Origin of the sequence: Enterococcus sp. AZ149, assembly GCF_051714285.1 — a bacterium.
Classification (GTDB): Bacteria; Bacillota; Bacilli; order Lactobacillales; family Enterococcaceae; genus Enterococcus_D; species Enterococcus_D entomosocium.
Genome location: NZ_JBIORO010000001.1, coordinates 2,769,798 through 2,782,246 on the forward strand (window position 1 = coordinate 2,769,798; position 12,449 = coordinate 2,782,246).

Genomic DNA, 12,449 nt, shown 5'->3' on the forward strand with positions numbered 1-12,449 from the left:
GACAAGAAAGTAAAGCCAGGGCAAGAAGCTTTTGTTATTTTTAAAGAAAGCAACCCTCATAAAAAAGAGTCTAAGGTTTCTTGCCCCCTAGACTCTTCTTTCTATCCGAATGGAACTCAATCACTGGTTTCGTTTATTTCCAAAAATCATCAAAAATCGTGACTGGCAAGTGGCGTTTGTGTTGCGTTTTGTTCCACCAGTTTTCAATGGTTTGTTGGGCTTCAGCCGCAATTTCCTTGCCTTCTAAATAGTCATCGATGTCGTTGTAGGTCACTCCTAAAGCTGCTTCATCTGCCACTAAAGGTTTGCCATCTTCCAAGTCCGCAGTTGGGACTTTTGTATACAACGCTTCTGGCGCGCCTAAGTATTGCAAGAGTTGACGACCTTGGCGTTTGTTCAAACGAAACAGTGGTAAGATATCGGCACCGCCATCGCCGTATTTCGTAAAGAAGCCGGTGATATTTTCAGCAGCGTGATCCGTACCCAGAACAGCTCCTGCTTTTTCACCCGCAATGGCATATTGCGTAATCATCCGTTGACGGGCTTTGATATTGCCTTTATTAAAGTCAGAAACCGCTAAGCCTGCTTCTTCCACCGCTTGCACTTGGGCATCGACGGCGGCTTTGATGTTTACCCGCAGCTCAATATCTGGTTTGATAAATTCAATGGCTTTTTTTGCATCTTCTTCATCTGCTTGTTCCCCATAAGGTAAGCGTACCCCTATGAACTGATAGTTGGGATTCCCGGTTTCACTGCGCATTTCCTCCATCGTCAATTGCGCGATCCGGCCAGCTAATGTCGAATCTTGCCCACCACTGATCCCCAAGACAAACGTATGCAAGAACGAATTCTTTTGCAGATACGCCTTTAAAAAATCAATACTCTTACGAACTTCTTCTTTCGGGTCGATGGTCGGTAAGACTCCTAATTCTTTGATAATTTCTTGTTGCATGGTCATAGAAACGCCTCCTCTTATTTTTTGAAGCAGCTGACTGATCCTAGGACCAGCGCAGTTGCGGATTACAAAATCGCGCCATTGGTTTGTTTGCGTACTTTTTCAATCGTCCGCATTTTATGATCCCAACATTCTTGCGAGAGATCAACTGGGTACTTCTGTGGATTCAAATCACGTTTGTACTCATCCCAAAGGGAATCCAAGCAATTCGTCGCATAGGCTTTGACGTGTTCTAAGTCAGGTACTTGATACACTTGCTGGCCATCTACAAAGATATCTTGCAACAATGGTCGCGCATCAAAGTTCGTCACTGTTTTGTTGATAAAAGTGTGAACAGGATGGAACATGAACAGTTCGTCTGCTGCTTGCGGATTTTCTTCCCATAGCGTGACATAATCGCCTTCTGACTTGCCGTCCGATTTACGGGTGATCCGCCAGACTTGTTTTTTCCCAGGGGTCGAAACCTTTTCGGCATTGCTGGATAATTTGATGGTGTCGATCATTTCTCCCTGCTCATTTTCGATGGCAACCAGTTTATAAACCGCACCTAATGCCGGTTGATCGTAAGCGGTGATCAGCTTGGTGCCGACACCCCATACATCGATTTTCGCCTTTTGCATTTTCAAGCTTAGAATCGTATTTTCGTCTAGATCATTGGAAGCATAGACTTTGGCTTCCGTGAATCCCGCTTCATCCAACTGTTCACGGACTTTTTTCGAGATATAGGCCATATCGCCGCTGTCGATCCGCACACCTAAGAAATTGATCTTATCCCCCATCTCTTTGGCCACACGAATCGCATTTGGCACACCTAAACGCAAGGTATCATAGGTATCGACTAAGAATACGCAATCTTTGTGGGTTTGGGCATACGCCATAAATGCATCATAGTCATTGCCGTAGGATTGCACGAGGGAATGGGCGTGGGTTCCGCTGGCTGGGATGCCAAAAATCTTCCCTGCCCGCACATTACTCGTCGCATCCGCTCCGCCAATATAAGCCGCTCGGGTCCCCCAAATGGCTGCATCCAATTCTTGTGCCCGACGTGAACCAAATTCCAACAAGGGATCCGTGCCGATCACGGATTTGATGCGGGCCGCTTTCGTGGCGATCAAGGTTTGGAAATTGACCATATTCAGTAGCGCTGTTTCGATCAGCTGCGCTTGTGCTAACGGCCCTTCTACTTGAATGATTGGTTCATTGTTGAAGACTAAATCGCCTTCTAACGCTGAACGAACGGTACAAGCAAACTTGAACTCCTTTAGATACTCTAAAAAGGCTTCTGGGTAGCCGCCGATTTCTCGCAAGTAGGCAATATCCGTTTCTGAAAAGGATAAATCGTTCAAATAATCGATCAAACGTTCCAGACCGGCAAAGATCGCATAGCCATTTTCAAAAGGCATGTCACGGAAATAGCATTCAAACACCGCATTACGGTCGGCTCTGCCTAACTCCCAATAGGTTTGCATCATGTTGATTTGGTAGAGATCGGTGTGCAGCGTCAAGCTGTCATCTTTAAATAATTTCTGCATGTTCTTACTCCCTCTAGCTTACTTCTTCTCATTATAGCAAAAAAAACACAAAAGACAGAAAAACTTGTTTTTTCAAAAAAAAGTTGGGCTTTTGCCAGTACAAGGCAATCCATCTGAGAACAAATTGCTCCAAAGCATGGGTCAGCCTCCTACTTATTGCGCATTATTTGCGCGCTCGTATAAGGTCGCCCCTTTGTTCAACGTTTGATTGCTCTTGCAACGTGCATGTCCCAACTTCTTTCAACTAGTGTTCTTTCACAGGCAATTGAACAAGAATGACATCTTTTCTCGGTTTAGAAAAGGTGATGCCTCTTGCTTCCATTTCTTTACGAATATTGATATTGACGGTCACGTCTTTGCGATCGACCTTCAGCAAACGATGAATCGCTGTATCGACTTCTTCCCGACTGATTTTCTTTTTATTGTTGATCAATACTAAAGAAATCGTATCAAAACTATCCACATAGAGAATCTGCGTCCGATCAAGCGAATACAATTTATAGTATTTGATCGCTATTTTGTCGAATAGATACTTGGAGATGTTCGGGTAAAAAGTTTCCATATTTAGATTTTGGTTTACTGGGGTTTCAATCAACTTCATGCACAACATCCTCTCTCGAAACTAATTCTGTTAAAATAAAGCGGCCAACACCGCCGTCTTCCGCGCGCTCAATGGTTCGATCACAAACTGCTTTGATCGCTGGGCTGGCATTTGCTACAGCCAAAGAAACATCCACCGCTTCAAACATCGCAAGGTCATTTTCACCATCACCGATCCCGTAGCTTTTGGCAGCGGGAAAAGCTTCTAAAAAGCTACGGATCGCCGCACCTTTGGTCGCCAATGGATCAACGATTTCCAGTGTTTGGACAAAGGATTGAAAAATCGCTGCCGTTTCTGACTGGATCATCGCCCGCAGCCGTTCTCTTTTTTCGTCTGACGCTTCCATCAGTTCGATTTTGATGACCTTTATCTCTGGATGTTCCTTCATAAACTGCAACACGTCGTCTTTATGAAGGCATTCGTTGTAGAAGAACTCGTATTTGTAGTCAGCGATGATTTGCCCTCGCTCCCCTAACTCCGCGAGTAACTGCTTACGGCTTTCTTGAAATTGCGCTTCATACAAATGCGCTTGTGGGGAAATGATGCCATGGTCAGTATGTAAGAAATAAAAAACCGCTTCTGTCTCTAAGATACCAATCACTTGTGCCAATGTCTTATAGGGTAAGGTATGCGTCAAAACAGGCGCTTCTCCTTTTATCATCAGACCGGCGCCGTTTCCGAAAATCACATCGCAGGAAAGGCCTTCTTCCGCCATCATATCTTGAACAAGCTCAAATCCTCGCCCTGTGACAAACACAAAGTGATCCCCTTGGGCTTGCAAACAACGGATGGCTTCTTTATTGATCTCATGAATCGGGTGCCCCATTTCTTGAAACGTCCCATCAATATCAGAAAAAACTATTTGCATCTTATCTTCCTTTCTTTGTTATAATTATAGCACATTTTAAAAAACGCAAAAAAATTTTCTTGACTTTGTCGTTACGTCAACCTTTAGGATACAGGTGTAAGGAGGGAAAAGCCGATGGAATATACGATCAGTGCCTTAGCCAAACTGTCAGGAGTCAGCAGCCGTACCCTGCGGTATTATGATCAGATCAAGTTGTTACAACCGCAACGCACCAACTCAGCTGGTTACCGTATCTACGGGAGACAGGAAGTCGATCGCCTACAGCAGATTTTGTATTTTAAGTCTTTTGGGCTGTCATTAGAAACGATCCGCGGGATCTTGGATGAGCCGCAAGCATCGATCCAAACGGTCTTGTTGCAGCATTACCAACAGCTTTTACAAGAGCGAGCAGCCCTGGACAGTCTTTTGACCACCTTAGCGCAAACAATTGATTATTATGAAGGAGAAAAGACGATGACCGATCAAGAGAAATTCAGTTATTTTAAGAAACAAAAAATTCGTGAAAACGAAGCAAACTACGGTGCCGAGTTACGAGAAACCTACGGTGAGGAGATCATCGAAAAAAGCAACCAAAAGTGGCAGCAGATGACCCAAGTCAATTATCAAGCACTGACCGACAACGAAAACCGCTTATTACAGCTGTTAAAAGAGCTATTGACTGAAAAGGAAGGGAAACGAATCCCTTCTGACAAAGCCCAAATGGCTTTTGCTGCGCATCAAGCATGGCTTAAACAAGCAGCGCCCTTTTACTCAGCAGAATATCACCGATCTTTAGGGGAAATGTACGTTCAAGACGAGCGTTTTACCGCCTATTACGATCAAAAAGCAGGCGTCGGCAGCGCGCAGCTGTTGAAACAGATCATTGACCATTACACCAAATCCCATTAAAAAAACGATGCGCAAGCACTGCCCGCTCAGGGGCACTGTTTGCGCATCGTTTCGTCTATGCTATCGTTTGATGAACTCATAGGACATGCGATAGTTGCCGCTTTTTTCCATTATCGCCAATTGGACGGCAGTCTCCCCGCAAGCTTGCAAGTGATGATCGATCGTTGAAAGCTGTAGCAGCTCACTGATGTATAAATTGTCCCGTCCAATCACGAGCCATTCTCCCGGCGCCTGTGACTGGATCCCAGCAGCAACATGATCCCCATTGGTGAAAATCGCTTCGATCCCTTTATCTGCAAAATAAGCAGCTGCTTCTTTGCCATCTTCTTCCGTCAAACAATCCCAAAAGATCAAGTCTTCGGAAAAAGTCGAAAAATAGTCATGAGCCAAACGGACCGTGATTTTTGAATTGCTGCTGAGCTTGCGGCTACGTCCCAATGTCACGCCAATTTTCTGGATACCTTGTTCCTTAAAATACGTAAAGACTTCTTTGATCGATTCCTCTCGATCAATATAGGTGCAACCGTCAGTCAAATACGAGATATTCTCACAAAAGACGATGCGACCGTAAGAACGATAAGGCAATAAGGTTTCGATCGGATTCGCCCGCGAGGCAATGATCAAGGCATCAAAGCTTTTCGCCGCAAATTCTTGCAAATACGCTTCCTCTACTTGCGGATCATAGTTCGTGGCTAAAAGCGTAACCTTATAGCCCCGAGCAAACGCTGCTGTTGTGATGCCGCTCAACAAGCGATCGAAGTACGGATGATTGACAAATGGCAGAATCACACCAATATTTTGGGTTTTGCCAACACTCAATGCCCGCGCGGTGTAATTTGGAATATAGTTGACCTCTTTCATGACAGCCAGGATCTTACGACGCTTTTCTTCACTGACATACGGATTGTTATTAATGACTCGTGAAACCGTTGAGACCGAATAGCCAGTCAAGCGTGCAATATCCCGAATGTTTGCCATGACTCACTGCTCCTTAAACGAATAATTGTTCTTTCATATAGTCTATCACACTTAGCCCACATGTATAAAATTCATAGTAATCGTTGTGATGAATAAATCCGATGCGCTGAGACCCGAAGTGTTCATCACACGTCAAGTGACTGATCTCATCCACAGGAATTTCTACTAATCGTTCTTGAAAGAACCCTTTTGGCTTCGTCAATACCAGTTGTTGTCCATCAAAAGCCAACGTTACATAACAACATTCCGCACCATTTTTCTTCATGTATGTATTCATTTTTTCATCCCGCCTTCCTTTTTATAAATCAAGCATACTGTATGAAACGCGTCTCAGAGCAAGTCATTTGTTTCACTTTTTAACAAAAACCGTTCGACCTTCATGTGAATTACTTCGCATATTTTGCTTTTGTTGGTACAATAAAAAGAGAACAGTGCGAAAGGAAGCGCAATTTTTTAAGGAGGACCGCAAAGTGACATTAGAAGAAGCTTTTTTATTAGACACCTTGCGTTGCCGCTTCAAGTTTTTAAGAGAAGAACGCGGATTGAGCCCAAAAGAAGTATGCCAGCATCTCGATGTGTCTTACCCCGATTACACCTTATACGAAGCAGGCGATCGCTTACCCGATGTATTGACGCTGTTACACGCAGCTTCCCTCTATAATGTCTCTGTCGATTACTTACTAGGACAGACAGAACGACCAGAACGGTATTTATGCTAACAATCGACTTTATCGAAAAAACGATCAAATGGTCGTTTTTTCTTTTGCCTCTTTCCCACTTCTCATCGATTAGCAACAATTGTTATCTAATCAAATGAAAAAAATCAAATCATGCGGTTCTTCTTGAAAAAAAATGATAGAATAAACCATCATACATAGAAGGAGTTCAAACAAACATGACCTATGCACTAGAACTAACCGATTTACGCAAAGTCTATGCTACCGGCGTTGAAGCGTTGCGGGGCATAAATTTGACGGTGGAAGAAGGCGACTTTTATGCCTTGTTAGGCCCAAACGGCGCTGGAAAGTCCACCACTATCGGCATTATCACCTCTCTTGTCAATAAATCTTCCGGAAGTGTCAAAGTCTTCGGCTACGATTTAGACAAAGAATTGGTCCAAGTCAAACAACAGATTGGTCTAGTTCCCCAAGAATTCAATTTCAATCCCTTTGAAACGGTCCAGCAGATCGTGGTCAATCAAGCCGGGTATTATGGTGTTCCCCGCAACGAAGCCATCAAACGCAGCGAAAAATACTTGAAGCAGTCGAATTTGTGGGAAAAACGCAATGTTCGTGCGCGGATGCTGTCTGGCGGGATGAAACGCCGTTTGATGATTGCTCGTGCCCTGATGCATGAACCACGGCTATTGATTTTGGATGAACCGACGGCAGGTGTCGATATCGAATTGCGTCGGGAAATGTGGAGCTTTTTGCGGGAGCTGAACCAAAATGGCACAACGATCATTTTGACGACCCATTATTTAGAAGAGGCCGAAATGCTTTGTCGCAACATCGGGATCATTCAATCTGGTGAACTGATCGAAAACACCAGCATGAAGTCCTTGTTGGCAAACCTGCAATTTGAAACCTTTCTTTTTGATATCGCACCGATCAAACAAGCACCAACGATCAATGGGTATCCGATCCAAATGGAAGATGAACAGACCATTGCCGTTGAAGTCGCTCGGGACCAAGGCGTCAACGATCTTTTTGCTCAATTCAGCCAGCAAGGGATCAATGTCCTCTCCATGCGCAACAAATCCAATCGCTTGGAAGAACTATTTTTGAAAATCACCGAAGAAGCACACGAAGCGGAGGAAAACCATGTTTAGTCTTTATTTTACAGCCTTAAAAAGTTTAGCGGTCAAAGAGACCAACCGCTATCTACGGATTTGGGTGCAGACCCTCGTCCCACCCGTCATCACTACTTCCTTATACTTCATTATCTTTGGGAAAATGATTGGCAGCCGCATCGGCGAAATGGGCGGCTTTTCTTATATGGAATTTATCGTTCCTGGGCTGATCATGATGTCGACGATCACCAGCTCTTACTCCAATGTGTCTTCTTCCTTCTTTTCACAGAAGTTTCAAAAAAACATTGAGGAACTCTTAGTGGCGCCGGTTCCTACTCACGTCATCATTTGGGGCTTTGTCTTTGGCGGACTTGGCCGTAGTATCTTGGTGGGCACATTGGTGACCATCATTTCCCTTTTCTTCGTGCCATTACATGTGTATTCTTGGGTCATCGTTGTCTTAACCCTAGTCATGACCGCCATCTTATTTTCATTAGCAGGGTTGCTAAATGGGATCTTCGCCCAATCCTTTGACGATGTTTCCATCGTGCCAACCTTTGTTTTACAACCATTGACCTATCTTGGAGGCGTCTTTTACTCCATCAGCATGCTGCCGCCGATTTGGCAAACGATCTCCAAAGTCAACCCGATCGTGTATATGATCTCTGGTTTCCGCTACGGCTTTTTAGGCACCATCGATGTCCCAATTTTCCTATCCATCGGTATTTTGGTCTTGTTCATTGTTGTCTTATACAGCGTATGCTGGTACTTGATCCAAAAAGGCCGCGGGCTGCGTAGTTAATTGAACTTAAAATTTATTTTATAGCTTCTTAGCGATTCCCAGTGGGGGTCGCTTTTTTTCATTTAATTTTAGAAACTACTCCTAAAGACTGATTTATTGGCAATTATTTGTGATAACCTTAACTTATTAACGTTTTTAGAGGAGGAATGAAATGATCGTTTTAGAAACAAGAAAGTTAACGAGGGTTTATGGAAAAGGAGAAACTAGATTCGATGCCTTGAAGGGCATTGATTTAGAAATCTATGCGGGTGAGTCAGTGGCAATTATCGGTAAAAGTGGTTCAGGTAAGTCCACATTGATGCACTTATTAGCCTTGTTGGACCAGCCGACTAGCGGAGATCTATTTTTACTTGGAAGAAATGTCAAAGGAAAAAAGGCTGCTGAATTAAACAAACTGCGAAACGAAACCTTTGGCTTCGTGTTTCAGCAATTTTTTATGAACGCCAAAGATACGGTTCATGACAACGTGATGCTGCCATTGAAAATCAGCGGTATGCGTCGAAATCAACGAAAAAAACTGGTAGATGAAGCGCTACAAGCCGTAGAATTGGGTGATAAAGCAAAAAATAAAGCATCTGACCTTTCTGGCGGTCAAAAACAACGGGTCTGCATTGCCCGAGCACTCGTCAACAAACCAAAAATCATTTTTGCCGATGAGCCCACCGGAAATCTTGATTCAGCGACGGGAGAAAAAGTCGAAGAGCTATTATTTGATCTTAACGAAAAAGAAAATATCACCCTAGTCATCGTCACCCACGATCCTGATCTAGCTGCTCGCTGTGATCGGCAGATCCATATTAAAGATGGTTTAGTGATTGAGGAGGACGATAAATGAAATTCAACGATTTGTTAAAAAATTCTGCGAAGAATCTGTTGCGAAATAAAGGCCGAACGATCCTGACGATCATTGCTATTTTTATTGGTGCCTTTACCATTTATCTGACTATGGGCATCAATACCGGTATTAACAATTACCTCGACCAACAAATTACAGCTGTCGGTGACAATAGCCTACTAGCAGTCTACAAAATGGATGGCAGCAATAATATGATGCCAACATCCAATATTCAAGAATATGATCCAAATAAATCTTCTGCAGAAGCTAACGTAATTACACCTGCAGATATGGAAGTAATTGAAAGTATCGAGCATATTGATACCGTTAAACCAATCAGCTTTTTAGTAGCAGATTACATTCAGGGAAGTTCCAATACGAAATATCAACTCAACGCAATGGCTTCTGGTGATATCGATTTAGAATTAGAAGCTGGTCGACAAGTCAATAATGAAGTTGATGGATTTGAAGTCATTCTTGATCAAGATTATGTGGAAATTTTAGGTTTTAAAGATGCCCAAGAGGCTTTGGAAAAAGAAGTTACTATCGGTGTTTCTTCACAAGCAACTGGCGAACAAGAAACTTTAACAGCAACAATTGTTGGGGTTCGCCACTTTAGCTTTGTTCAAGCTGGTAGGACTATTTTTAATCAGGCTTTGAGCCAAAAAGTGGTGGAGATTTATGAACTAGGCTTACCAGAAAATTTAAAAAACCAATCTTTTATTGTACAGGCTTATCTAGAAGAAAACTTATCCAGTGAAACAATCGATACCATCAAAGAAGCTTTACTAGAAAATGGCTTCCAAGGAATGACTGTGGAAGATGAAATCAATATGTTTCGTATGGTAATTGATGCAATTACTGGCGTCTTGACTTTATTTGGGGCAATTTCGCTGTTAGCCGCCAGCTTTGGCATCATCAATACATTGTATATGTCTGTTCAAGACCGCACCCGAGAAATTGGTTTAATGAAAGCCTTAGGGATGAGCCGCAGTAAAGTTTTTCTGACCTTTAGTTTCGAAGCACTCTTAATTGGTTTCTTCGGCGCTTTCAGTGGGATCATCGCCGCTTTTAGCTTAGGAAATGTCATCAATAACTATGCTTCAAGTACGTTTCTTGAAGCTTTGACCGGATTTCAATTAATTGGTTTTTCTTGGTCGAACACGCTGACTGTTATGGGTATCATCTTATTAATTGCCTTTTTAGCCGGCACATTACCTGCTAATCGAGCAGGTAAACTAGATTCAATCCAAGCTTTGCGTTATGAATAAAAATAAATAGTTACTGGACAAACAAAAAAGATGAACTTCGTTAACGAAGCTCATCTTTTTTCTTTTATTAGGCATTCAAAACGACTTTTTCCAGCAATGCACCGGCTTGGTGTCTGCCTTCTAAATCAGTACTTCCAGAAAATTGCTGCACGCGATCCATGTTGGTGATCAAAACGATCACCATGGTTTCTTTGCCTTGCTGCTTGATATAAGGTAGATCCATTTGTGCCAGTTTGGTTTGCGGAGTGACTTGCTCCCCAGCTTTGACAAAGACATCAAAGCCTTGTCCGCCAAGTGAAACTGTATCGATCCCCATATGCACAAGAACTTCAACGCCGTTTTGGGTTTTGATCCCGACGGCATGTTTTGAAGGGAACACAGTGGTGACTTCGCCACTGACCGGTGCAAAGATTTGCCCATCTTGTGACTCGATGGCATAGCCTTCTCCCATCATTTTCGTTGAAAAAACTTCATCTGGTACATCTTCTAATGGGACATATTCTCCATGGGTCACGGCATGCAGATCCACTTCGTTGGTGTAACGATCGCCTTCGGCTGCTTGATTTGGTACCAAGAACCAGCTCATTGCAAAGGATAAGCCGATTGCCAAGATGATCCCTAAAACAGCATAGATAAAGTATTCCCCAATATAGGCTGGCAAACTAAAGATACTTGAAAGAATGTACCCATAAATCCGAACACCGAAGAAACTGATGAAGGCAGACGCCACAGAACTACCAACTGTTGCTGCGATGAAGGCTTTTTTATACTTCGACAAAATCCCGAATAACGCAGGTTCTGTGATCCCTAACAAGCCCGAAACAGCCGAAGATAGAATGATCGATTTTTCTTCTTTGGTTTTGACTTTGAAATAAATAGCTGCTGTTGCGCCGGTGATTGCCATATTTGCCATAAACATCATTGGCATCAACATGTCATACCCTTGATTGGCGAAGTTTTGCAAAGCGATCGGGGTCATGGCATGATGCAGACCCGTGAAGATTGCGATTGGACGAATCGCCCCTACCACAATTCCTGCTAAGACAGGCGAGATAGTGAATAACCCAGCCACGCCAGCAGCCAGTAAGTTTCCTAGATGGATACTGATTGGGCCAATGACCGTTAATGTCAAGATACCAGCGACAAACAACGAAATCGTCGGTGTAAACACGGTACGCAGCACTTGTGGTAAGAGTTTATCGACCCAACGGTAAATATAGCTAAGCGCTAGCACGGCAAAGATAATGGGAATCACTGTCCCTGCATAGTTAAAGACGGGTACTGGCAGTACGCCGAACAAACGAAAGGCGGAAATGCTTCCTTCGGCTACCGCATTGGTCATCGTTGGAAATTGCAGCGTTGCCGCGATTGCGATCGCTAAATATTGATTGGTTTTAAAAATCCGAGCGGCTGAGGCAGCAACAAAAAATGGCAAGAATGTAAATACGCCGCTCGCGATCATGTCGATCACTAAATAGGTGTCTGTTTGATTAGAGATGACATTCAAAGCCACCAGTCCAGCCATTAATCCTTTGATCATTCCTGCGCCAGCGATAGCTGGAACGATCGGACCAAAAACGCCAGAAACGGTATCCATAAATAAGGAAACGGCTCCTTTTTTCTCTGATGTTTCCCCTTGGTTCGCTTCATCAAGACCTAATTCTTTGGCTAAAGGTGCATAATAATCAGCAACATCCGTTCCTATCACTACTTGCAGCTGATTGCTTTGATATTTTGTTCCTACGACTTTGGGTGTTTTTTCTAACGCCGCATAGTCGACTTTTTTCTCATCCTTTAAATCAAAACGCAAGCGAGTCATACAGTGCCATGCATTGTTGATATTTTCTGATCCGCCAACATCTTTAATAATCTGTTTTACGATGTCTTCTTTGGTCATCTTTTTTTCCCCCTGTTGTTTGCTAACGGT

At 43.3% G+C, this 12,449-nt stretch carries 13 protein-coding genes; 6 read left to right on the forward strand and 7 right to left on the reverse strand.

Annotated elements, in window-relative coordinates:
- Positions 1-133: 133 nt before the first annotated feature.
- The 4 genes from nadE to IGI94_RS12820 form a co-directional block, all read right to left on the reverse strand.
- Positions 134-958, reverse strand: a complete 825-nt coding sequence (gene nadE / locus IGI94_RS12805) for an ammonia-dependent NAD(+) synthetase (RefSeq protein WP_016612726.1) — start codon at positions 956-958, stop codon at positions 134-136.
- Positions 959-1,020: 62 nt separating this feature from the next.
- On the reverse strand, positions 1,021-2,487 hold the full coding sequence (locus IGI94_RS12810; RefSeq protein ID WP_005234120.1) for a nicotinate phosphoribosyltransferase: 1,467 nt from the start codon (positions 2,485-2,487) through the stop codon (positions 1,021-1,023).
- A gap of 244 nt (positions 2,488-2,731) precedes the next feature.
- Positions 2,732-3,088, reverse strand: a complete 357-nt coding sequence (locus IGI94_RS12815; protein ID WP_008380681.1) for a DUF1827 family protein — start codon at positions 3,086-3,088, stop codon at positions 2,732-2,734.
- Positions 3,075-3,956 carry an HAD-IIB family hydrolase gene (locus IGI94_RS12820; RefSeq protein ID WP_005234118.1) on the reverse strand — a complete coding sequence of 294 codons (882 nt, stop codon included), beginning with the start codon at positions 3,954-3,956 and terminating at the stop codon, positions 3,075-3,077. Before IGI94_RS12820 ends, IGI94_RS12815 begins: the two co-directional genes overlap by 14 nt.
- A gap of 114 nt (positions 3,957-4,070) precedes the next feature.
- On the opposite strand from IGI94_RS12820, the gene IGI94_RS12825 reads away from it, so the two are divergent.
- Entirely contained in the window at positions 4,071-4,844 is a 774-nt protein-coding gene (locus tag IGI94_RS12825; RefSeq protein WP_016612729.1) for a MerR family transcriptional regulator, read from the forward strand.
- A 60-nt stretch (positions 4,845-4,904) separates the two neighbouring features.
- Here IGI94_RS12825 and IGI94_RS12830 read toward each other — a convergent pair whose 3' ends face one another.
- Together IGI94_RS12830 and IGI94_RS12835 are read right to left on the reverse strand one after the other, a co-directional pair.
- Positions 4,905-5,822 (reverse strand): LacI family DNA-binding transcriptional regulator, encoded by a 918-nt coding sequence (locus IGI94_RS12830; protein WP_016612730.1) that lies wholly within the window; start codon positions 5,820-5,822, stop codon positions 4,905-4,907.
- A 13-nt stretch (positions 5,823-5,835) separates the two neighbouring features.
- The gene (locus IGI94_RS12835; RefSeq protein ID WP_005228502.1) at positions 5,836-6,099 is read right to left on the reverse strand and encodes a hypothetical protein; all 264 of its coding nucleotides are present in this window, start codon (positions 6,097-6,099) and stop codon (positions 5,836-5,838) included.
- A 193-nt stretch (positions 6,100-6,292) separates the two neighbouring features.
- On the opposite strand from IGI94_RS12835, the gene IGI94_RS12840 reads away from it, so the two are divergent.
- The 5 genes from IGI94_RS12840 (at position 6,293) to IGI94_RS12860 (ending at position 10,522) form a co-directional block, all read left to right on the forward strand.
- A complete protein-coding gene (locus tag IGI94_RS12840) occupies positions 6,293-6,541 on the forward strand; it encodes a helix-turn-helix domain-containing protein (protein WP_005234115.1) in 249 nt (82 codons plus the stop codon).
- A gap of 176 nt (positions 6,542-6,717) precedes the next feature.
- Complete coding sequence (locus IGI94_RS12845) at positions 6,718-7,653, forward strand: ABC transporter ATP-binding protein (protein ID WP_061053183.1); 936 nt, start codon at positions 6,718-6,720, stop codon at positions 7,651-7,653.
- Positions 7,646-8,416 carry an ABC transporter permease gene (locus tag IGI94_RS12850; protein WP_005228499.1) on the forward strand — a complete coding sequence of 257 codons (771 nt, stop codon included), beginning with the start codon at positions 7,646-7,648 and terminating at the stop codon, positions 8,414-8,416. Before IGI94_RS12845 ends, IGI94_RS12850 begins: the two co-directional genes overlap by 8 nt.
- A 151-nt stretch (positions 8,417-8,567) precedes the next feature.
- Complete coding sequence (locus IGI94_RS12855) at positions 8,568-9,251, forward strand: ABC transporter ATP-binding protein (RefSeq protein WP_086332652.1); 684 nt, start codon at positions 8,568-8,570, stop codon at positions 9,249-9,251.
- The gene (locus IGI94_RS12860; RefSeq protein WP_061053185.1) at positions 9,248-10,522 is read left to right on the forward strand and encodes an ABC transporter permease; all 1,275 of its coding nucleotides are present in this window, start codon (positions 9,248-9,250) and stop codon (positions 10,520-10,522) included. The genes IGI94_RS12855 and IGI94_RS12860 overlap by 4 nt, the downstream gene beginning before the upstream one ends.
- A gap of 67 nt (positions 10,523-10,589) precedes the next feature.
- Here IGI94_RS12860 and IGI94_RS12865 read toward each other — a convergent pair whose 3' ends face one another.
- Positions 10,590-12,419: a glucose PTS transporter subunit IIA gene (locus IGI94_RS12865; RefSeq protein ID WP_061053186.1), complete on the reverse strand. Its 1,830-nt coding sequence runs from the start codon at positions 12,417-12,419 to the stop codon at positions 10,590-10,592.
- Between the last annotated feature and the right edge of the window lie 30 nt (positions 12,420-12,449).

What these genes read in the sequence shown, in the direction of transcription:
- nadE (WP_016612726.1), bottom strand. Translation starts at nt 958, where the DNA reads ATGACCATGCAACAAGAAATTATCAAAGAATTAGGAGTCTTACCGACC.
- IGI94_RS12810 (WP_005234120.1), bottom strand. Translation starts at nt 2,487, where the DNA reads ATGCAGAAATTATTTAAAGATGACAGCTTGACGCTGCACACCGATCTC.
- IGI94_RS12815 (WP_008380681.1), bottom strand. Translation starts at nt 3,088, where the DNA reads ATGAAGTTGATTGAAACCCCAGTAAACCAAAATCTAAATATGGAAACT.
- IGI94_RS12820 (WP_005234118.1), bottom strand. Translation starts at nt 3,956, where the DNA reads ATGCAAATAGTTTTTTCTGATATTGATGGGACGTTTCAAGAAATGGGG.
- IGI94_RS12825 (WP_016612729.1), top strand. Translation starts at nt 4,071, where the DNA reads ATGGAATATACGATCAGTGCCTTAGCCAAACTGTCAGGAGTCAGCAGC.
- IGI94_RS12830 (WP_016612730.1), bottom strand. Translation starts at nt 5,822, where the DNA reads ATGGCAAACATTCGGGATATTGCACGCTTGACTGGCTATTCGGTCTCA.
- IGI94_RS12835 (WP_005228502.1), bottom strand. Translation starts at nt 6,099, where the DNA reads ATGAATACATACATGAAGAAAAATGGTGCGGAATGTTGTTATGTAACG.
- IGI94_RS12845 (WP_061053183.1), top strand. Translation starts at nt 6,718, where the DNA reads ATGACCTATGCACTAGAACTAACCGATTTACGCAAAGTCTATGCTACC.
- IGI94_RS12850 (WP_005228499.1), top strand. Translation starts at nt 7,646, where the DNA reads ATGTTTAGTCTTTATTTTACAGCCTTAAAAAGTTTAGCGGTCAAAGAG.
- IGI94_RS12855 (WP_086332652.1), top strand. Translation starts at nt 8,568, where the DNA reads ATGATCGTTTTAGAAACAAGAAAGTTAACGAGGGTTTATGGAAAAGGA.
- IGI94_RS12860 (WP_061053185.1), top strand. Translation starts at nt 9,248, where the DNA reads ATGAAATTCAACGATTTGTTAAAAAATTCTGCGAAGAATCTGTTGCGA.
- IGI94_RS12865 (WP_061053186.1), bottom strand. Translation starts at nt 12,419, where the DNA reads ATGACCAAAGAAGACATCGTAAAACAGATTATTAAAGATGTTGGCGGA.